Here is a 21,389-nt window from a genome sequence, read left to right on the forward strand (position 1 = left end):
GGTGGGGTTGGTTTGCATCAGCCCACCAGTGGCATGACATCCACTTCGACTTCCAGGCGGTGTTCGCCGCCCCCGTTCATGACGCCTTTTAGCGGGGCTACGTCGGCGTAATCTCGCCCCCAGGCCAGTACAGGGTGCTGTTCACTGGCCACGGTGCCATTGGTGGGGTCTAGGGCCAGCCACCCCCATTCGGGAATCCAGGTCGCCAACCATGCATGGGAAGCATCTGCGCCGATCAGGCGTGGCTGCCCGGGCGGGGGCTGGGTTTCCAAATAGCCACTGACATAGCGCGCAGCAAGACCTACCGAACGCAATGCACCAATCGCGAGATGAGCAAAATCCTGGCAGACACCCCGCCGGTTGGCGAGTACTTCGCTTAGCGGCGTTGCAAGTGTGGTAAAGCTGGGGTCGTACTCGAAGGTTTGATGAATCAGTTCATTGAGCGCGAGAGTCGCCTCGACTATTGGCCTGCCTGGGGTAAAGCAGCTGTGGGCAAAGGTGGCCAGCTCATCATTACGGCGAATAAACGGTGAGTCGAGGCGGTAAAGTTGAATGTCAAAACTGTTGTTCTGGCTAAGCTGCTGAGCGACTTGTTCCCACGTCGTCGAGGTGGTGGGTAGCGCTGCTAAGGGTTGTGTACTCAACTGCGTTACCACAGTAACATCCAAGGTTTGATGAACTTCCTCCATGGCGAAATAGAGCACTCGATTGCCGAATACATCACGGCGCTCCATCTGTACCTGCGGCGTGGGGCTGATCTGCAGTTCCGAGGCACCACAGTGCTGATGCGGCGTTTTACGCGGTAGCATCCGCGCTTCACTATGGCACAGCGTCACAGGGGCGCTGTAGTGGTAGCGGGTGGTATGGCGCAGCGTGTAGTTCATGCATCAGGCTCCATGCTGACTAACTGGCGTGGCCGCTCCACGTGGCTGAAATGACTCTGACTGATGGCTTCAGAAAGCGCGCTTAAGGGGTCAATTAAAGCATCCAGCAGTTGCTCTAAGGCATCCTGTGCCTCCGGTGTATCGGCTAGATGACTTAAGCGATCAATGTCGGCCAGGTGCAGTGCCGCATTGGCCTGAATTAATAGCCGCCGTTCGGCGTTACGGTAGGGCGATGAGCTGCCCGGTAGGCGATCCATCTGTCGTTCAATGCGCTTGAGCATATAGCCCACCGAGCGAGGATTGGTTTCATCGAACAGCAGTAGATCGAGAATCGCCGCAGGGTGAAGCTCACTGCGGTAGCGGCGGCGATAGGCGGTAAAGTTATCGGTGGTGGCGAGCACGACTTCCCACAACGCCAGCCCCGGCGAGTGCGGCGCATTGAGGGTGAGCTTGAGCAGCGAGAGCAGTCCCAGCACGCGATCCAGGAAGCGGCCGATATCCATAAACCGCCAGCCGTAGTGATGGGGCATGGTTTCGTTACACAGCCCGAAGAAGGCGGCTAGCTGAGCAGACAGCCCTTCGCAAGCGCGCCGCGCCGCGCTTGCCCCCAAGCTGGGGTTGAAGGTAGCCATGCGCTGACGCAGTTGATGCACCACCCGCCAGGAGTCATCGCCTAAGTGGTCACGCACGCTGCGTGCGTTGCGCATTAGTTGGGCAAACAGTGGCTGTAAGGCCTGGGGATCCACGTCATCAAACTGCGCCAGTAACGCGGCGCGCTTTAGATCAAAACCAATCAAAGGTGCCTGTAGTCGCTGTTGGTCCTCTTCGTTTAGCGTGGTGATATCCAGTGCCAGCAGAAGTTCATCGAGCAGCTGATCGGCGATCTCATCCTGGTCGTACTCCATTAGCCTCATTAGCGCTTCACGCAGAAGTCGCGCGCGGGTGTCTAAGCGCTCGCCGTAGCGGCCTAACCAAAACAGGCTTTCGGCTACTCGGCTGGGTAGGTCGGTGCCGTCACGGGTGGCCACCACCGGGCCGCGGGCCTGGCGGAGCTGGCTGACATGGGGCTGAGGAGAGGCTGCCGTAACCCAGACATCTTTAACGATGGTGCTGCTTAGTGATGGCAAGCCAGGTTCGCCAACCCAAGCTAAACCACCGGGCATTACTTGGTACTCGCCAGCCGCACTATTTTTAGCAGCAGTGCTGCTTTTGGCAGTGGCATTGGGGGTGCGTGTTACAAAGCAGCGTAGGTTGAGCGTGGTGGGCTCCAGGCGCTGTAGGTGGCTATCAAAAACCGGCGCGGTGGCTGGCTGCGTCGTGGCATTGACGTTGGGCAGCAGCAGGGTCTCACCCAGAAGATGCTCGCACAGCATCGGTAAGTAGTCCGCTAACACCGGGGCTTCCAAAATGCCTACCCCCAAGGCGTTAGATAGCGCCACGCCGCCTGAGCGCATGGCCTGGAGTAGCCCGGGTACGCCCAGCTGCGAATCGCCGCGCAGTTCCAGCGGGTCGCAGTAAGCGTCGTCGCAGTGGCGCAGTATCACATCGACTGGCTGCAACCCCCCCAGGGTGCGCAGCCATACTTGGGTATCGCGTACGACTAAATCCTGGCCTTCTACCAGTGCAATATTGAGGTAATTGGCTAAATAGGCGTGCTCAAAATAGCGTGGGCTCCCCGGCCCCGGCGTTAATAAGATAAGCGTGGGGTTATCGCGATGCTGATAGGCCATGGCGATCAGCGTGCGGTGGTGTAGGTCAAGAAACCCCGCTAGCCGCTTTAAGGGCGCATTGCGATACATATCCGGCAGGGCGCGGGCCATCAGTATACGGTTTTCGAGCGCAAGCCCAGTACCGGATGGCGCCTGTAGGCGGTCTGCCAACACCCGCCACTGGCCCTGAGTATCCTGAATCACATCCACACCGTGGAAAATAATCGGCGCGCGGTCATTGGGCAGCGACTGGTGGCAGGGCAGTAATAAATGCGCTGAGGCAAGCAGCTCTTGGGTGGGGAGTAGTCCAGCCTCAAAGAGCGTTTTGGGCCCATAGATATCGTCGTAGAGGGCGCTCAGCAGACGACTGCGCTGGATTAGCCCCGCTTCTAATGCTTGCCACTGTGGTTCATCAATCACCCAGGGTAGCGGGTCGAGCCGCCACGAACGCCCCTGGGTTTCATCATGCATATTGAAAATTACGCCGTTTTCAGCCAGTAGGCGCTGAATCTCGTCATGCTGCTGGTGACGACCCGACGGGCCCAGGCCTTCCAATGAGCCGAGTAAGCTCTGCCAGCCGGGGCGTAACTGCCCCTGGCCATCGAGCATGGCGTCGAACGTGCCGGGCTGTCCCTTGCCTAGCTGGTGTAAGTAATCCTCAACGAGCCCGTTAGCCACGGGCGCGAGAAGTGAGGGAGAGACAGGGGCCGTCATTATCCTTGTAATCCTAAGCAGTAGGAGGCGGATTATCCTGCACTAGTCGCTAAGAGAAAAGCATTAGCTAGGCGTCCAGCGCAGGTCGAGGGTCTGCGGCAGTTCCAGGCTGGGGGTTTCCAGCTTGGGAACCTGATGGCCATGACTATGGCCGCTGTCACTAAAACGCCCCAGTCTTCGCGCTTCGGCTTCAAACGCATTGACCGGGAAGGTATCGAAATTACGCCCTGTGGGGTGCACTACGTAGTAAGTACAGCCCGCGACTGAGCGCTGGTTCCAGGTGTCGATCACATCAAACACCAGCGGCGCGTGAATGGGGATCTGCGGATGCAGCGCCGAGGGCGGCTGCCAAGCGCGGTAACGCACCCCGGCCACCGCTTCGCCGTTTCTGCCGGTAGCTGAAAGGGGCACCCGGCGGCCGTTGCAGGTCACCACATAGCGGTCACCGCTCATGCCACTCACCTTGACTTCCAGGCGCTCCACTGAGGAATCCACGTAGCGGGCAGTGCCGCCAGCTGAGGCCTCTTCGCCCAATACATGCCAGGGTTCGATGGCTTGGCGCAGCTCAATATCCAGCATGGGGGTGTGCAAGCGTCCGTGCAGCGGGAAGCGAAACTCCAGGAAGGGGGCGAACCACTCTAGATCAAAATCGAAGCCGTGGTGGCGCAAGTCACCCAGCACGTCGTCAAGGTCGCTCCAGAGGTAGTGGGGAAGCATCCAGCGATCCTGCAAGGCGCTGCCCCAGCGCACCGGTTTGGCTCGGTAGGGCGTTTTCCAGCAGCGGGCTACCAGTGCGCGGATCAGCAGCATCTGCATCAGCCCCATGCGGGCATGGGGTGGCATCTCAAAGCCGCGTAGTTCCAGTAAGCCGAGGCGACCGCTGTCGCTATCCGGCGAGTAGAGTTTGTCGATACAGAATTCGGCGCGGTGAGTATTGCCGGTTAAGTCGGTGAGCAGGTGGCGCAATAAGCGATCGACCAGCCAGGGCTGCACCACTTCGCCTTCGGGCATTTGCTGTAGGGCGATCTCCAGCTCATAGAGGGCTTCATGGCGAGCTTCATCCACCCGCGGCGCCTGGCTGGTGGGGCCAATAAACAGACCCGAAAACAGGTAAGAGAGACTCGGGTGGTGCTGCCAGTAGGTGACTAAACTGGCGAGCAGGTCCGGACGACGCAAAAACGGTGAATCGTCAGGCGTCAACCCGCCCAGGGTGACATGGTTGCCACCGCCGGTACCGGTGTGGCGGCCATCGAGCATAAATTTTTCAGTGCCCAGGCGGGTTTCCCGTGCTTCAGCGTAAAGCCGTTCGGTTTGTGCCACCAGGGTTTGCCAACTGGCCGCAGGCATAATATTCACTTCGATCACGCCTGGGTCGGGGGTGATCATAAAATTTTCCAGACGCGGATCCCGAGGGGGCGAGTAGCCCTCTATCATGACCGGGCAAGCGAGCTCCTTGGCGCACTCCTCAACGGTGCTAAGTAGATCCAGGTAGTGCTCTAAGCCGGTCAGCGGGGGCAGGAAAATATTTAGGCGACCATCCCGTGGCTCCACACATATGCTGGTGTGAATAACATTACTTTCCCTATCGCTGTTTGCCTGGGGCTGCTGTTGAACGGATTCGCCCTCGGGGTGTGATGGGCTCGGGTGGCTTGAGCGCCCCAAGCGTTCGGCATCACTGATATGCAGCTGTTCGGCGTTGCGGCGGGCAACTTCACCGTGAATATCACCCAGTTCAGGCCGAGGAGCGAACAGCGATTCAGGCTGCGGCTGCTCCTCTGGGTCAGCCCAGGGAAGCGTTGAAAGGGGTAAGCGTAGGCCCATGGGCGAATCGCCGGGCACCAGAAATAAGTGGTCGCGCTTGAGCGGCCAGCGGCCGCTCTCCCAGAGGTGGGCTTGGCTGATCGAGTGGCGCAGCGGCAGGGCGTAGCCCACGACTTCGTCTAACCCCTGCTCCAATAAGCGAGCTAAACGGTGGCGTTCGGCGTCATCTTTTAGATTGGCTTCGCGTGGGTCGACATTGACCGGCAGCGATTGCTCTTTCCAGAGGTAGTAGTAGGCATCTTCATACGCCGGAATCCAGTAGCGCTCAGCCACGCCCAGGCGTTCGCTAAGTGCTTTGGTAAAGCGTTGGGCAGTGGTGTCATCCACGGCTACCTTGGGGGCGCCTTCCATACAAGCTAGCCATTTTGGATCTCGCCATAGCGGCACGCCATCTTTCCGCCAATAGCAGGCCAGCGCCCAGCGCGGTAACGGTTCACCGGGGTACCATTTGCCCTGCTGTTGCTGAATAGCGCTGCCGGGCGCATAGGCGGCTTGCAGCCGGGTTAGCAGTGCCTCGGCGCGTTCGCGCTTATGCTCACCTAACGCTTCGGTATTCCACTGAGGGCTCTCCATATCATCGACGGATACAAACGTGGGTTCGCCCCCCATAGTAAGGCGTACGTCCTGCTGCAAGAGTTCAGCGTCCACTTGGTCGCCCAACGCGCAGATACGCCGCCACTGTTCATCGCTATAGGGCTTGGTGACCCTTGGGTCTTCATGGATGCGCTCGACCTCCATGGTCACATCAAAGGTGACTTCGCACTTATCCGAGAACCCGGTGATGGCCGCAGCGCTACCCGTCGTCGGAGTGGCGGCGAGCGGAATGTGTCCTTCGCCAGCGAACAGGCCTGAGGTGGGGTCAAGGCCTACCCAGCCAGCGCCGGGCAGGAAGACTTCGGTCCAGGCGTGCAGGTCGGTGAAGTCCACCTCGCTGCCGCTAGGGCCGTCCAGCGCTTTAACATCTGACTTGAGCTGAATGAGATAGCCGGACACAAAACGAGCGGCGAGGCCCAGATGGCGGAAAATTTGCACCAGCAGCCAGGCACTGTCGCGGCAGGAGCCGCTGGCGAGTGTCAGCGTCTCTTCGCAGCTCTGGACACCGGGCTCCAGGCGCACTAGGTAACCGATGTCATTCTGCAGACGTTGATTAAGCGCGACCAGAAAATCGACGGTGGTAGTCGGTTCACGGGGAACGGCTTTGAGCCACTCCATCAGCCGTGGCCCTGATTCGGTTATTTCAAGATAGGGGCTTAGTTCTTGGCGCAGCGCTTCTGGGTAAGCAAAGGGAATCGTTTGCGCAATGTCGTCCAAGAAGAAATCGAACGGGTTAATCACCGTCATCGGGACGATTAGCTCGACGGCAATGGTTAACTCTTGGCGCGGTTCAGGGAACACCACGCGAGCATTGAAGTTGCCGAACGGATCCTGTTGCCAGTTTAAAAAGTGGTCATCGCCGGAGAGTTTGAGCGAGTACGCTTCGATATGAGTACGGCAGTGGGGCGCTGGGCGCAGTCGAATAACATGGGGCGAAAGACGCACCTGGCGGTCAAAGTGGTAAGCCGTACGATGATACAAGGCAACGCGAATGGTCATGAGCCACCCTCAAAAGAACCGTTATTAACCGGCTGGTCGGTTGGGTTAAGGAATAACCGAACGTTTCGCAAGTATCGTTCCACTTTTACTTTTTTGCAGCCGCTATCTTAACTAAGACGTTTAACTAAAGTGGAAATCGCGTTATGCACCAACTTGATGCCACTTGCGCGCACCAAGATAGGGCGTAAAGGCGTTTTAATTTCCTCGTGCTCTCTGTCAAGTGGCGTTTAAGTAAGTGAACGTTGAAATATCGCAAAAGATGGTACGCATTTTGCTCTCATTTGTTTGATTGTTTTGCACGCGGCAGGCCTACACTGAGCATTGAGGAAGTTGCCGCTTCCACCCCCGCGCCAGGAGAGCGCCCATGAGCCAAGTGAATTGGAATAACTATGCGTGTCGTGATTACTACGATGAGCTGATGGCCGCTCCCGGTCAGCCACGCGAGTCAGCGGGTGAATTGTGCAACATGTTGGCAAGGTTTAGTGCCGAGGAGTTAGCGGAGCGAAAAACCGCAGCGGAGATCGCTATTCGTACCATGGGGATTACCTTCACCGTCTACTCTGAAGGCGCGATGATTGACCGTGCCTGGCCCTTTGATATTGTGCCGCGAATCATTCCCGCCAGTGAGTGGCGTAAAACCGAGGCAGGCCTTAAGCAGCGCGTGCAGGCGCTGAATCTATTTATCGATGACCTTTACCATGATCAAAAAGTCATTAAGGATAAAGTACTGCCCGCCGAGGTGCTGGCACAATCGGTTAATTTCCGCCCCCAGTGTGTTGGCATTAACCCCCCTCACGGCGTATGGGCTCATGTATGTGGCTCTGACCTGGTGCGCGATGGCGACGGGACGCTCTACGTGCTGGAGGATAACTTACGCATTCCTTCCGGTGTCTCCTACATGCTGGAAAACCGCAATGTCACCAAGCGGGTACTGCCGGAGCTGTTCGCCTCAGGCAAGATTTTGCCCGTTGATGACTATGTGGCTCAGCTTTACGACATGCTGGCGGCGATGTCGCCAAGGCCAGGTGATGACCCCCAGGTAGTGGTACTGACCCCCGGGATCTACAACTCTGCCTATTTTGAGCACGCCTATCTTGCCCAGCAAATGGGCGTCGAGCTGGTGCAGGGAAGTGATCTACTCGTTGATGACGATGATGTGGTGTACATGCGCACCGTGGAAGGGCTACGCCGGGTCGATGTTATTTACCGCCGTGTAGACGATGAGTTTCTCGACCCGGAAGCATTTAACCCGGAATCCATGCTGGGGGTGGCGGGCCTAATGCGCGCCTGGCGGGCGGGGAAAGTAGCACTTGCCAATGCGCCGGGGGCTGGCGTGGCGGACGATAAGGTCGTTTACGCCTTTGTTCCCGCGTTGATTCGCTACTACCTCGATCAAGAGCCGCTGATCCCCAACGTGCCCAGCTACCTGTGTATGTTCGAGGACGATCGCCGCTATGTACTCGACCACCTGGATGAATTGGTAGTGAAACCGGCCAATGAGTCGGGGGGCTACGGTATGCTCATTGGCCCACGCTCAACCAAAGAGACCCGCGAAGAGTTTGCCCGTTTGATTAAGGCGAACCCGCGCAACTATATGGCTCAGCCTACCCTGGCACTGTCGACCACGCCTACGCTAGCGAATGGATTACCGCAGCCGCGCCATGTGGATTTACGCCCTTTCATACTCTCTGGACCTGAAATCCACGTTACCACCGGTGGCCTCACCCGGGTGGCATTGATAGAGGGGTCGCTGGTGGTGAACTCCTCTCAAGGTGGTGGCAGTAAAGACACCTGGATTGTAGAAACCGACGACAAGGCGGCAGCGGCCGCGGTGAAAGGAGCCTAACGCCATGCTGTCACGCGTTGCAGAGAACCTCTACTGGATGGCGCGCTATATTGAACGTGCGGAAGACACTGCCCGTTTGCTGAGTGTCAATAGCCACCTTATGCTCGATTTGCCGGGGCGCCTGCCGTTAGGTTGGGCACCGCTTATCGAAATGACCGGCAGTCTGGAAGCCTTTACCGCACGCCATAAAGACTTTGATGAACGCAATGTGGTGCACTTTTTATGCGCTGATACTGACAATGATATTTCGATTATCTCTGCGCTTGCCAGTGCCCGTGAGAACCTCAGAACCACTCGGGATGTGGTGCCTCGGGAGATTTGGGAAGAGGTTAACCAGCTCTATCTGAGCGTGGCCGATCATGCCGAAAACGGCGTTAGTCCACGCCGTCGCGATAGCTTTCTCAAAAGCGTCATCCGTAGCTGCCAGGCGTTGACAGGCCTGATTGAAGGCACGTTAAGCCATGGCCCTGCGCGTACCTTTATTGAGCTGGGGCGTCAGTTAGAGCGGGCCGATATGACTACCCGTATTGTGGATGTGCGCTCTGCCAGCCTGCTGCCGCAAAACCCTGAAGAGCTGCTGCCGTTTGAAAACCTGCAGTGGATGAGCGTACTCAAATCGCTCACCGCCTACCAAATGTACCGTCAGCAGGTACGCTTACGCGTTCGGGGCCCGGATGTGCTGCGCTTTTTGCTGCAAGATCCTAATCTGCCACGCTCCATTGCCTGCAGCTTGGAGACGCTGGGCCATGAGCTGACGCTACTGCCAAGACAGGATCGACCGGCAGCGACCGTTTCACTGGTGCGCGCCGATGTGGTGGATGCCGATATTCAAGCGCTGGCCCACTCACCCAGCAAGCTGCACCTGTTTATCGACGAACTTCAGATCGGCTTTGCCGCTATCCACGATACGCTTAGCGCAACCTACTTTGTGAATGACGACAGCGTGCCCCGCGTTACCCAAAACCAGAGTCAGAGCCAGAGTCAAAGCCACGCAGGGGATAACGATAACGACTAACCAGTGGGGGAGTCGCGCTCTAGCGGGCTGGCGGCCTGCACGATTCGATGCAGGTACGTCAGCTTCTCGCGCACCGCTGGGGCAAGCACTCCTGGGGCCAAATCGAGCAGGCCCATATCCCGGTTGAGCTCATTCACTGCCATCCCTACCTGATGAAAGGCAATCAGCATGCTCTCCAGACTGCCGTCGTACTCAACGGGGGTAATGCCCATGTGCAGTGCGGTATCCAGCACGGCGACCATATCCAAGTAGTAGGCAAATGTTTCAGCAAAATCTTCCCAGGGGTGCATGGTGGCGTAAGCAGAGATGAAGCGATTAGGCCAGTCGCTGGGCGCCCCCTGCTGGTAGTAGCGCTCTAACGCTTCGGCATAGGTTGGCCGGTGGTGATTGCCAAATACCGCACGGCAATTCTCTTCATCGCGATCCTTAACCAATACATCCCAATAGTAGTGGCCGATTTCATGGCGGAAATGACCAATTAATGTGCGATGGGATTCGTTCATGTCGACCCGCAAGCGCTCGCGTTCAACGTCGTCGGCTTCTTTGATGTTGATGGTGATATGCCCTGCTGCATGGCCGGTATACACCTTCTCTGGCTTGGCGGTGGAACGCCATAAGCCCTGGTCGGGGAGGGCATCAGCCATAAATGAGAAGCTTAACGGCACAGCAATGTCGTCGTCTTTGGTACCGTGGGGAAGTTTAAGTAGATCCAGAGTATGAAAAAGGCGCCGTTTAGCAGCCTCTAGTGCCGCCCAACGCTCACGGTGGCCTGCAATATTGAGGTCGGGTATTACTTCGTTGTAACGACAGCAGTCGCAGAGCGTGTCCGCTTGGCCGTGTTCCATCACCACCAGCCGATTACATACGTTTTCAACAGCGTAGTTGTGGCACTTCATTAGCGCTGTATCGCAACCCGGGTGGGTACAGCGATAGCCGCCGTTATCCAAGGGCTCAATGGCCACGATATTGCTACAAGCAGGGCACCAGCCTACTTCTGACTGACAGGCAAGGCAGTGGGTGTTTTCGTAGAACAGCGGATTGCCACAGCGGCAGTGAAAGGTCTGCATAGATAATTCCCTGTGTTTAAACACGAGCTTTCGCCGTGGGCGATCCGCAAGCCTGCGGCACACTGATTAGCCGAAGCATAGCCAGCGCGGTGCCACAATGAAAAGGCTAATTGACGTTCTGGCGTAGATTTTGTTTACTCATGAGATACTTGGTTGACGTTAACGTCAACTTGCTGCTATACCCTGTGTACTTGTCTTACCGCGATGCGTTTTAAAAACAGCTTTTTTTAATACTCGCAACCATAACAACCACAACCATAAATAGGAGCAACGCTATGTCCGTTCGCGAAATTCCCATGTATATCGATGGCCAGCCCGTCCAGTCACAGAGCCAGGAGTGGCGCGACGTGGTCAACCCTGCGACGCAAGAAGTAGTGGCTCGAGTGCCGTTCTGTACCGCTGACGAAGTAGAACGCGCTATCAGTAGTGCCAAAGAAGCGTTCAAGGAGTGGCGTAAAGTGCCGCTGGGGAAGCGCATGCGCATTATGCTCAAGCTGCAAGCGCTGATTCGCGACAATACCGCTGAACTCGCGGCACTGATTACTGAAGAGCACGGTAAAACCCTGCCCGATGCGGAAGGCGAAGTGGGTCGTGGTCTGGAAGTGGTAGAGCACGCTTGTTCGATTACTTCGTTGCAGTTGGGTGAATTAGCCGAAAACGCTGCCAACGAGGTAGACGTTTACACCATGCACCAACCGCTGGGGGTGGGGGCTGGGATTACCGCCTTTAACTTCCCGATTATGTTGCCCTGCTTTATGTTCCCGCTGGCGATTGCCACCGGAAATACCTTTGTGCTTAAGCCCTCCGAACAGGATCCCAGCTCCACCATGCGCTTAGTGGAGCTAGCCCATGAAGCGGGTATCCCAGCGGGCGTGCTCAACGTAGTGCACGGTGGCCCGGACGTGGCCAATCAAATTGCCGATCATCAGGATATCAAAGCGCTCTCGTTCATCGGCTCTACCCATGTGGGGTCGCTGCTGTATAACCGTGCAGCAGCGGCGGGCAAGCGCATGCAGGCGATGATGGGCGCCAAGAATCACTGTGTGGTTATGCCTGATGCTAACCGTAGTCAGGCGATCAACAACCTGCTGGGCTCAGCTTTTGGCGCTGCGGGCCAACGCTGCATGGCGAACTCGGTAGTGGTGCTTGTCGGCGAGGCACGCGAGTGGCTAAGCGATATAGTAGATGCGGCGCGAGCAATGAAAGTAGGCCCAGGCACTCAGCTTGATGCGGACTTGGGCCCGCTGGTGTCACCTGCTGCCCGTGATCGTGTACTACGTTTAATCGATGCAGGGGAGAAAGAGGGCGCCAAACTGATGGTTGATGGTCGCAAGGTTCAGGTAGAGGGTTACCCCAACGGTAACTTCGTGGGGCCGACCCTGTTTGCCGATGTAACCGCCGATATGACCATTTATCGCGAAGAGATTTTTGGCCCCGTGCTGTGTGTGGTCAGTGTTGAAACCCTGGATGAGGCGATTGCCTTTATCAATGCCAATCCCAATGGCAACGGTACCTCCATCTTTACTAACTCAGGCTGGGTAGCGCGCCGGTTTGAAACCGATATCGATGTTGGACAAATTGGTATTAACGTGCCAATCCCCGTACCGGTCGCTTACTTTAGTTTCACCGGGTCAAGGGCTTCAAAGCTGGGCGATTTAGGGCCCAATGGTAAGCAGGCGATTGCATTCTGGACACAAACAAAAACCGTAACGGCACGTTGGTTTGAACCCGAGAATGTTTCCAGCGGTATTAATAGCACGATTTCGCTGGGTTAAAAAAGTGGCGCTAACTGGCTCCGCTTAAGCGGGGCCAGTTGCTAACGAGGTCGGTTAACCGCTTGGCAGATTAAGCCAGGTGGCTGGCTTAAAAGTTGTCAAACAGCGGAAGGCTCTCTTCAAGCAGCTGTTCAATGGGGCCGAGCTGGCTTTCATGCAATACTAACAGCGACTCCTTACCCATAAAGTGTTCAGCGGGGGGGACGAGCAGAGCAAACTCACCCTCTTCAAGGTGAAACTCATGTATTTCGCGCATTCCCAGCGGAGTTACACACTGCGTGCAGCGGTAGGTGTCATCTTCGCCATAAATCAGCCGATGGTACATTTTAAACAGCGTATATAGTGCCAAACCACCCTCAAAGGCTGGCCAGCGCGCAGGGGTCTCGCGAATATCGTTGGTAAGGTCTTGCCCTTCGGCTTCGGCGTCTGCAATTGCATTGGCAAGCGGGGCGGCAAGAATGGCGCTGTTGTCGGCAGGTAACGGTGTGTTGTGCTTAGAAGCGTGTTCAAAATCTTGTACAGCGCGCTTAAAGTCAGGAACGCCATCAAGAGTATAGTCGACATGCTGGAGGTCTTCGGGCTCACAGCCGCCATTTTCCCAGCCATGAATGACGCGAAGTGTCATTTGACCCCGTGTCATTGGGCGGGCAAGCAGCATATGTAGCATTATACGAATGTGCAGCTGACGCTCATCGGTATCATTTTCAAATGCTCGGTAAGGGTCAGTAAACAGCTCGTTTAGACGACCGGGGGTATGTTCCTTGGCTTCGTTATGGCTCATGACAGTGTCCCTTTGAACGAACTGTTTATTAAGAGTAGCGCATGTTTTTTTGTCACAGAACGAATCTTCAGTATGGCGAGTAGGGCGGCTGAATAAAAGCCTCTTAATTCAGCTTTTTGTTACACAACCGCTAAGCCGTTTTTATGAGATGGCTAAACTTAACAAGAAAGAGGTGAGCATGTCTTCATCATTAAGTCGTTTTAACGTGCCTGAAACATTGGATGACCTGCCTGACGATATTCGCAGTACCATTTTGACCGTTCAGGGTAAAGCGGGTTTTGTGCCCAATGTCTTTCTGATGTTGGCCCATCGCCCTGCTGAATTTCGTGCTTTTTTTGCCTATCACGATGCGTTGATGGAGCGCGAATCAGATACCCTCACCAAAGCCGAAAAAGAGATGATTGTAGTGGCTACCAGCGCACGTAATCGCTGCCTATATTGTGTGGTTGCTCACGGGGCACTGGTGCGCATTTACAGTAAAGACCCGCTACTCGCTGACCAAGTGGCGATCAACCATCGGGTGGCGCCGATTAGCGAGCGCCACCGGGTGATGCTCGATTTCGCCATGCACTGTGCCATCGATGTGGGTGAAATGACTGATGAATGGCTTGCCCGCCTGCTGGAAGTAGGCTTTAGCCAAGAGGATTGCTGGGATATAGGCGCGATCGCGGCGTTTTTTGGCTTGTCGAATCGGTTGGTTACCCTGGCAGGTACGCCACCCAATGAGGAGTTCTACCTGATGGGGCGAGTGCCTCGCTAAGAGGCGACCAGCGCACCTTAACTTTACTAAGCTATGATTTTGATTGAGAATAGTTCTTGAGACAGCGCTTCGAAAAGTACCCAAAAACGTACTTAGAAAAAGCGCTTAGCAAAACACCTACATTCACTGTCGCCAGGGGAGCCCTGCATAAAAGGGCTGAGATGCGGCTACGCAGACCCTGGAACCTGATCCGGTTCGTACCGGCGGAGGAAGTGCGACATGCTTTACCTAACGTTAGCCGTGCTTGGTGCGGCGCTGTGCTGCTTTGCTTACTTAGGCCTCCGGGCTCGCTGGGTGAATGGCCCACTTGATGACTATGTCACCGCCCGTAACTCGCAAACGGCATCTACCCTGGGGCTCTCCTTCCTTGCCTCCGGCATGGGCGCATGGATTCTCTTTGCTCCTCCTGAAATCGGCGCCTTTGTTGGCCCGCTGGCCCTGGCAGGCTATGCATTAGGCTCTGCGCTGCCGTTTATCGTCTTGGGGCTGTATGGGCCGAAGATTCGCCGGGCGTTGCCCGAGGGGCGCAGCATCGCCGAGTTTGCCGAAGCGTGCTATGGCCCTGGTGTAAGGCGCTGGGTAACGCTGGTATCAATCGCCTATATGGCGTGCTTTTTAGCTGCCGAGCTAACCGCTATTGGCGCCATTACCGCGCTGCTTTCCGATGTGCCCCCCGCACTGGTGATTATTGGCGTGGCGCTTACCACGCTCATCTATACTGCGGCAGGTGGTCTACGGGCCAGCCTTGCCACTGACCGTTGGCAGGCGTGGTTGTTACTGGTACTGCTGTGTGTGGTCGGTGGCATGGCCCTATGGCGGCTTCCCACTATTCCCAACGAGGCTGCGCTTCCTGCCATTCCCATCACCAGTGCGCTCAGCGTAGCGTTAACGCTAGTGATCGCGGTTACCGCGGCCAATCTCTTCCATCAAGGCTATTGGCAGCGCGTGTGGGCCGCTCAAGACGATCAAAGCCTGGGGCGCGGGGCATGGTTAGGTGGCGCAATGACGGTAGTCGTCGTCATGGTGATTGGTGGTCTGGGTGTATTGGCCGCGATGAGTGGTGTGCCATTAGGCGAGCCGCCGATGCCATTTTTTGCCCTGTTAAGTGATGCTCCTGTTTGGCTGACGCTACCCGCCTTGGTATTAGCGGTGACCTTGGTGGCCTCCAGTGTTGATACGCTGCAAAATGGTATTGCCTCGTTGGTGGTCGCGCGCAGCGAGCAGCAGGGCGTATCACTGGTGGCTGCCCGCTGGGTGACAGTGGTAGTAATGGTACCGGTGGTATTAATTGCCTTGCAGGGGTTGTCAGTACTGCGTCTGTTTTTGATTGCCGACCTGCTGTGTGCTGCCATTGTGGTACCTGTGCTGTTGGGCCTGTGGCAACGAATGACGCCACTGGCCGCCATTGTAGGTGGCATCGCGGGGCTGCTGGGTGCCATTCTCCCAGGGTGGTTAAGCCAAGGAAGCTTGGTCGCCGGGATGGTGGCCGCCAGTTTTCCGGGCAGTGTCCCTACCTTGGGGCCATTCGTCGGGGCGTTAATCGCCTCAACGCTGGTGAGTGTGCTGTTAGCCTACTTAACGCTAGCTATTCGCAAGGACATCCATGATTCGAACTCTTCTGACTACCCCTGAAGGTGAGACCCACGAGGGGGATGAAAGCCTGTTGGCTGTCTGGCAGGCGACGCCTGGCAGCCATATCTGGATCGATATGCAGGGCGAGTCCCAACAAAGCGAGCGGGCGATTTTAGAGGCGTTTGAGTTTCACCCCATGGCGATTCAAGATGCCCACAAAGAGCGCCATCCGCCAAAAATTGAAGAGTTTGATAATCACACCTTGATTATTTATCGTGGCATCTCCTCCTTTGATGCCGAACTAAACTATCTGCCTCAACAGGTCTGTTTCTTTGTGGGGGAGCGATTTCTGGTCACCCTCCACCCCGGCCAAGCGCTCTCCATAGAACGGCTATTCAACGAGCACGGTAAAGCCTTGCTGGCCCATTCGCCGGAACATGTCGCGCTGCGGGTGATGTATATTTCTGCGGGCTTTTATATCGATAGCCTGCTTGAGTTCGAAACGGCGTTAAGCGATCTGGAAGACGAGCTGCTGGAAAATGGTAATGATGTGCTAATGCGCAAGATCATCACTTACCGTTCCCGGCTGGTTAAAATGCGCCGCATCTTTAGCTACCACCAGGGGATTACCCAAGAACTCACCGCTTATGACTATGAGCATTTACCGCGGGAAGAGAGCGAAACCCTGCACGCCATCAACGATGTAGCGGATCGCTTCGAACGCCTCTACACATTGACCCAAATGTACTACGACATTTGCGGTGACCTAATCGATGGCTATATCTCTATTTCCTCCCACCAGCTAAATATCACCATGCGGGTGCTCACGGTGATTACCGCGATTTTTGTGCCGCTCACGTTTATTGCCGGGATTTACGGTATGAACTTCGAAAATATGCCCGAGCTGCGTTATCAGTATGGCTACTTTTTTGTCTGGGGAGCCATGTTGGGTATTGCGGGTGTCATGATTTGGCTATTTAAGCGCAAGCATTGGTTTTAAGGACAGGTTTTAAGGACGGGGTTTAGTCTCCCCATAGAACGACTCCAGGAAACAAAAAGTTGACCCATGCATAGGTGGTCGGTGGCTGAGTGTGGCATCCTCTCCAGCGACCAAGACTATAAGGCATAAAGCCGTCGACTAGCGTTTTCACTGGGAGTTGTTCCATGACGATTATGATTATCGGGCTGCTGATTTTTTTAGGCAGCCACTCTGTACGTATCTTTGCTGAAAACTGGCGTCAGCAGCAGATTGCGAAACATGGCGAAACCACTTGGAAAGTAGCCTATTCAGCGGTATCCATCGTTGGCCTGGCCATTGCTATATACGGTTTTGGCCAGATGCGCCTCGATCCCATCTATATCTGGTACCCGCCAATGGGAATGCGCCATGCGGTGGCGCTGCTGATGGTGCCCGCCTTTATTATGCTGGTGGCGGCATACATTCCGCATAACGCGATTAAGGCCAAACTTGGCCATCCGATGATGCTGGCGGTAAAAATCTGGGCGTTTGCTCACCTGCTGGCCAACGGTCGCTTGGGTGATATTATCTTTTTTGCTGCCTTTCTTATCTGGGCTATCCTGGCGTTCAAAACCGCCAAAAAGCGTGGTCGTCTTACGCCACCAGCGCCCGTTAGCACTAATAAAATGGCCACCATTGCTACCATACTCGTCGGCTTGGTAGCGTATGTGGTGTTTGCCTTTTACTTGCACACAGTGCTGATTGGCGTCCCTGTTTTTAGCTAATCTGTTTTTAGCAGTTTGACGTTAGCCCAACCTAGGAGTCACTCCATGGCCGAGACGACACACACGGTGCCCACCACAATGGCTGCTATGCTCTTGGTTGGACATGGCGGTATAGAAAAGCTGGAATACCATCAGGGTGTCGCCACGCCGCAGCCCAAGGCGGGCGAAGTGCTGGTGCAGGTGACCGCCACGGCGAAGAACAACACGGATCGCAAGGCGCGTGAAGGGCTGTACCCTACCAAGGACAAAGGCGATGTTACCTCCTTTGCCATGGGTGGTACGCCAACCTTAACTTTCCCGCGTATTCAAGGCGCTGACGTCGCAGGCCGCATAGTGGCGGTGGGAGAGGGCGTTGACGCCGGGCGCATTGGTCAGCGAGGTTTGCTGGATTTTAATATTTACGCCGATGAACGCCGTGATATTAATCTAACCCCGGATTACTATGGCCATGGAGCCGACGGCGGCTTTGCTGAGTATATCGCTGTGCCTGCTGATCAGTTTTATCACGTGCCCAACCCCGAGCTTCACGACGCTGAATTGGCCTCAATGGGCATGTGCTCTTATCAAACGGCTTACCACATGATGACTGCCGCCAAGGTGAGTGCTGGCGAGCGTGTGCTGGTCAGTGGCGCTAGTGGTGGTGTGGGCACCGCGCTCATTCAGCTCTGCCGTATTGTGGGAGCGGTTCCGTATGCCGTTAGCCAGTTAGATAAAGCCGAGGCGCTCAAAGCACTAGGCGCAGAAGCGGTCATTGATCGTGGCGACCTGCCGACGTTTGTTGACCGAGTGCTGGAAACCACAGGCGGTAAGCCAATCGATGCGGTGATGGACTTGGTCGGCGGTGAGATGACCAACCTGTTTATCGACACCATGATTGTCGATATGCAGGGGCGTAAGAGCTACCCCCGTCTCTCTATTGCCGGTGCCAGCGGTGGGAACCTTAGCGAAATGATGTGGACCCGCGTGTATCTTTATCAAGTACAGATATTTGGCGTTTCCCATGGCACCCGAGAAGAGGCCGAACAGCTGGTGGCGTGGATTCGCAGCGGGGAATTAAAACCGGTACTTCACGCCGCTTTTAAGCTTTCTGACCTGCATGCCGCCGAGCGCTATTTTGTTAACCGGGGCAGCAATTATCTGGGCAAAATTGTGCTTGTTCCCGATGCTCAGTGGGCATCTCACGGTGCGCCGTTCGCCCTTGAAAATCCTTCTTCTGCCGTTTAGGAGCGCCGCTAGTGCATAACCTTCATACCATCCAGCTAATGGACACTCATGCCGGTGGTGACGTTAGCCGTATCGTCACAGGGGGGATTGATATTCTGCCTGGCGCCACCGTCCGCGAGCAGATGGAGTACCTGCGTGATGACGCCGACGGTTTGCGTCGCCTGCTGCTCGAAGAGCCCTACGGCATTCCGGAAATGTCGGTCGACTTGTTGGTGCCGGCCACTCACCCTGAGGCGGTGGCGGGTTACATCATTATGGAAGTGATGGGGTACCCTATTTACTCTGGCTCCAACACGCTGTGTACCGCCACGGCCGTGCTGGAGAGCGGCATTGTGCCCAAGCAGGAAGGCATACAGCGCTTTAAGCTTGAAGCGCCGGCGGGGCTAGTGCAAATCGAAGCGAAGGTGCATAACGGTGTGGTGGAGTCGGTTACTTGTGGCGGCCTTCCCAGCTATATCGATACCTATCGCGATACGATTCAAGTGCCGGGGATTGGCGAAGTCACCTATTCGATCGCCTATAGCGGTGGCTTTTACGCCTTGGTCGATGCAACCGAGCTGGGCTTTAAGTTGGTGCGTGATGAGGAGCGCGCACTTTCAGAGTGTGCCTACAAAATTGTTGAGGCAATAAAAGCGCAGCGGGGCTTTTCTCACTACACTCTGGGCGATGTGGGGCCTCTGCCATTTTTGCACTTTATGGGGCCTGAAGAGCAGATAGGGGAGGGGTATACACGTTCACGGTCAACGACCTACGTTCATCCAGGCGTTATTTGCCGCAGCACAACGGGCACCGGCACCTCGGCACGTCTAGCGCTAATGAACTACGAAGGGCGTTTGAATGTAGGTGATAAGCTAGAGACGGTGTCACTGCGTGAGACGGGGTTTATCGGCACCTTCATTGGCACCCATCAGGAAGGGGCTTACCAGGTAGTAGAAAATACCATTACTGGCCGCAGCTATGTATTGGCCCACTCGGATATTGTGATTAACTGTGATGACCCGATGGTCGCGTGTGGCGAGCTACACCATATCTTGCGCGACCGTCACTCGCCGGAAGCCCTGCCTTTAGAAACATAGCCGTTAGAAACATAGCCCCTAGAAACATAGCCTTCGGCTATTAAGCGTTCCCATACCGGGGTCTTTTCGGCCTCGGTCATGCTGCCCCAAACCGCAATTTCATCCAGCGTGCGACCACACCCTTCGCACACCGATGTTGTTGGTTCAATCTGACAGATTTGTATGCAGGGCGAAAGGGGGCGCTGAGCAGGAGGTGCGGCGTCTTTAGTCATTAAGAGGCCGACACCTTACCGCGCAGCGATTTAATTTTGCCCTTACGGGTTTTGTGATCGACGCGGCGGCGCTGTGAACCTTTGGTGGGCTTAGTGGCACGGCGTGCTTTTTGCTGCTTGGTGGCACTCTGTATCAGCTCTTTTAAGCGTGCCAACGCATCCTCTTTATTCAGCTCAAGCTTACGATGGCTCTGGGCTTTAATAATCACCACGCCCTCTTTGCTGATGCGCTGATCGGACAGCGCCATTAAGCGCTCTTTGTACAGCGGTGGCAGTGTTGAGCTAAGAATATCGAAGCGCAGATGTACCGCTGAAGCGACTTTATTGACGTTCTGGCCGCCCGCGCCTTGGGCGCGAATCTGGCTAATATCAATCTCCCAATCAGCCAGGGTAACGTTGCTAGAAATGGTGAGCATTAATGGCCCCTGTGTTACTCGTTAACCCATAAGGCTAGCACAATTGGCACACCTGAGACGAAGGAGGGCTTTCAGCACTTGTGGTAGGGAGCTTCAGCTCGCGAATGTGTGGGCTACCAGCCTGATGAGACTATGGGGCGCTTGCAGCCCTGATGTTTAGCCCACGTTTTAGCGCGCCCTATTAGTCAGCTAGATTGTTGACTGGCTGACCATTGATGTAGGCCAGCAGGTTACTAAACGCATCGCCAAAGTAGAGTTCGTAGCTATCCTTTTCCACATAGCCAAGGTGAGGCGTGGCGATAAGATTGGGCAGCTCAAGTAACGGATCCCCCAACAGGGGTTCCGTATCAAAAACGTCGACTGCGGCTTGACCAGGTCGCCCGGCTTTTAGTGCTCGTTCCAGCGTCCCAGGTGCCACTAGCTGAGAACGGCTGGTATTCACCAACAGAGATGTGGGCTTCATCTGGTCTAGGGTTTCAGCGTTGACGATACCGCGAGTATCGTCGTTTAAACGAAGGTGTAGGCTGAGCACATCCGCACGCTGGAACAAATCAGCCTGATTTTTGGCTACCTCTAGTCCAGCATCTGAAGCGCGCTGGCGGGTGCCTTCTCTTCCCCACACCAAAACGTTCATTTCAAATGCCTGGCCATAGCGCGCTACTAAGCTGCCGATTTTGCCATAGCCAAAAATGCCTAGGGTGCGGCCTTTAAGGCCCGTGCCTAAGGTACGCTGCCAACGGCCCGCTTTCAGGTTCTCGACCTCTGCAGGTATATGGCGCATCGCGGCAAGCACCAAGCCCCAGGTTAATTCTGCCGCCGCATAGGGCGAGCCAGTGCCCGTCATAACAGTGATGCCATGACGGCTGCAAGCCTCCATATCCACGTGCGCTGCACCACCACCCGTTTGGCTAATGACTTTCAGGTTGGGCAAGCGTTCAAGCAGGGCGGCCGTGATAGGCGTGCGTTCACGGATGAGTACCAACGCCTCGGCATCCTGAAAGCGTGCGCTCAATGCATCCAGGTCAGTAGGCGTATCGTGATAAACCTTTACCTCTTGACCTTCTAGCTGCTTGAAAGCGTCTAAACTGCGCACACAGTCCTGATAATCATCAGCAATGACAATCTTCATTGAATCGGTTCCTTGCCGGGCAGCATATGTTTGTAAAACGCGTCTATGCTGG

The 21,389-nt window shown here is 55.7% G+C and carries 17 protein-coding genes and 1 riboswitch; of the genes, 9 read left to right on the forward strand and 8 right to left on the reverse strand.

Going from position 1 to position 21,389, the window contains the following annotated elements; translation table 11 throughout:
- Positions 1-17 precede the first annotated feature (17 nt).
- From ACW17M_RS08170 to ACW17M_RS08180, 3 genes are all read right to left on the reverse strand, one after another.
- The gene (locus tag ACW17M_RS08170) at positions 18-884 is read right to left on the reverse strand and encodes a transglutaminase family protein (RefSeq protein ID WP_233974210.1); all 867 of its coding nucleotides are present in this window, start codon (positions 882-884) and stop codon (positions 18-20) included.
- Entirely contained in the window at positions 881-3,307 is a 2,427-nt protein-coding gene (locus ACW17M_RS08175) for a circularly permuted type 2 ATP-grasp protein (RefSeq protein ID WP_457547211.1), read from the reverse strand. Before ACW17M_RS08175 ends, ACW17M_RS08170 begins: the two co-directional genes overlap by 4 nt.
- Positions 3,308-3,370: 63 nt before the next feature.
- The gene (locus ACW17M_RS08180) at positions 3,371-6,721 is read right to left on the reverse strand and encodes a transglutaminase family protein (RefSeq protein ID WP_457547212.1); all 3,351 of its coding nucleotides are present in this window, start codon (positions 6,719-6,721) and stop codon (positions 3,371-3,373) included.
- Positions 6,722-7,085: 364 nt separating this feature from the next.
- Between ACW17M_RS08180 and ACW17M_RS08185 the strand changes: the two genes are divergently transcribed.
- Both ACW17M_RS08185 and ACW17M_RS08190 read left to right on the forward strand, forming a co-directional pair.
- Positions 7,086-8,567, forward strand: coding sequence for a circularly permuted type 2 ATP-grasp protein (locus ACW17M_RS08185; protein ID WP_009288211.1), 1,482 nt, complete (start codon positions 7,086-7,088; stop codon positions 8,565-8,567).
- A gap of 4 nt (positions 8,568-8,571) precedes the next feature.
- Complete coding sequence (locus ACW17M_RS08190) at positions 8,572-9,582, forward strand: alpha-E domain-containing protein (protein WP_009288212.1); 1,011 nt, start codon at positions 8,572-8,574, stop codon at positions 9,580-9,582.
- Here ACW17M_RS08190 and ACW17M_RS08195 read toward each other — a convergent pair.
- On the reverse strand, positions 9,579-10,649 hold the full coding sequence (locus tag ACW17M_RS08195; protein ID WP_457547213.1) for a zinc-binding metallopeptidase family protein: 1,071 nt from the start codon (positions 10,647-10,649) through the stop codon (positions 9,579-9,581). The genes ACW17M_RS08190 and ACW17M_RS08195 overlap by 4 nt on opposite strands.
- A 275-nt stretch (positions 10,650-10,924) precedes the next feature.
- Between ACW17M_RS08195 and ACW17M_RS08200 the strand changes: the two genes are divergently transcribed.
- The gene (locus ACW17M_RS08200) at positions 10,925-12,424 is read left to right on the forward strand and encodes a CoA-acylating methylmalonate-semialdehyde dehydrogenase (protein WP_009288214.1); all 1,500 of its coding nucleotides are present in this window, start codon (positions 10,925-10,927) and stop codon (positions 12,422-12,424) included.
- Between the two features lie 88 nt (positions 12,425-12,512).
- On the opposite strand, the gene ACW17M_RS08205 is transcribed toward ACW17M_RS08200, so the two are convergent.
- Positions 12,513-13,205, reverse strand: coding sequence for a hypothetical protein (locus ACW17M_RS08205; protein WP_009288215.1), 693 nt, complete (start codon positions 13,203-13,205; stop codon positions 12,513-12,515).
- A 178-nt stretch (positions 13,206-13,383) separates the two neighbouring features.
- Between ACW17M_RS08205 and ACW17M_RS08210 the strand changes: the two genes are divergently transcribed.
- From ACW17M_RS08210 to ACW17M_RS08235, 6 genes are all read left to right on the forward strand, one after another.
- A complete protein-coding gene (locus ACW17M_RS08210) occupies positions 13,384-13,965 on the forward strand; it encodes a peroxidase-related enzyme (protein ID WP_022522537.1) in 582 nt (193 codons plus the stop codon).
- A 124-nt stretch (positions 13,966-14,089) separates the two neighbouring features.
- Positions 14,090-14,195: riboswitch (TPP riboswitch) on the forward strand.
- Positions 14,185-15,597 carry a sodium:solute symporter family transporter gene (locus ACW17M_RS08215; RefSeq protein ID WP_009288217.1) on the forward strand — a complete coding sequence of 471 codons (1,413 nt, stop codon included), beginning with the start codon at positions 14,185-14,187 and terminating at the stop codon, positions 15,595-15,597. Its footprint overlaps the riboswitch before it by 11 nt.
- Complete coding sequence (corA, locus tag ACW17M_RS08220; RefSeq protein ID WP_022522538.1) at positions 15,569-16,537, forward strand: magnesium/cobalt transporter CorA; 969 nt, start codon at positions 15,569-15,571, stop codon at positions 16,535-16,537. Before ACW17M_RS08215 ends, corA begins: the two co-directional genes overlap by 29 nt.
- A gap of 164 nt (positions 16,538-16,701) precedes the next feature.
- Complete coding sequence (locus ACW17M_RS08225; protein ID WP_027960038.1) at positions 16,702-17,280, forward strand: NnrU family protein; 579 nt, start codon at positions 16,702-16,704, stop codon at positions 17,278-17,280.
- A gap of 45 nt (positions 17,281-17,325) precedes the next feature.
- Positions 17,326-18,504 carry a zinc-binding dehydrogenase gene (locus ACW17M_RS08230; RefSeq protein ID WP_027960039.1) on the forward strand — a complete coding sequence of 393 codons (1,179 nt, stop codon included), beginning with the start codon at positions 17,326-17,328 and terminating at the stop codon, positions 18,502-18,504.
- Between the two features lie 11 nt (positions 18,505-18,515).
- Positions 18,516-19,580, forward strand: coding sequence for a proline racemase family protein (locus tag ACW17M_RS08235; protein ID WP_027960040.1), 1,065 nt, complete (start codon positions 18,516-18,518; stop codon positions 19,578-19,580).
- Here ACW17M_RS08235 and ACW17M_RS08240 read toward each other — a convergent pair.
- The 3 genes from ACW17M_RS08240 to ACW17M_RS08250 form a co-directional block, all read right to left on the reverse strand.
- Positions 19,547-19,792 (reverse strand): DUF1289 domain-containing protein, encoded by a 246-nt coding sequence (locus ACW17M_RS08240; RefSeq protein ID WP_457547214.1) that lies wholly within the window; start codon positions 19,790-19,792, stop codon positions 19,547-19,549. The genes ACW17M_RS08235 and ACW17M_RS08240 overlap by 34 nt on opposite strands.
- On the reverse strand, positions 19,792-20,208 hold the full coding sequence (arfB, locus tag ACW17M_RS08245) for an alternative ribosome rescue aminoacyl-tRNA hydrolase ArfB (protein WP_027960041.1): 417 nt from the start codon (positions 20,206-20,208) through the stop codon (positions 19,792-19,794). Before arfB ends, ACW17M_RS08240 begins: the two co-directional genes overlap by 1 nt.
- A gap of 181 nt (positions 20,209-20,389) precedes the next feature.
- Complete coding sequence (locus ACW17M_RS08250; protein ID WP_457547215.1) at positions 20,390-21,337, reverse strand: D-2-hydroxyacid dehydrogenase family protein; 948 nt, start codon at positions 21,335-21,337, stop codon at positions 20,390-20,392.
- Positions 21,338-21,389: the final 52 nt, after the last annotated feature.

It is taken from the genome of Vreelandella sp. 2A-K22 (assembly GCF_054065485.1).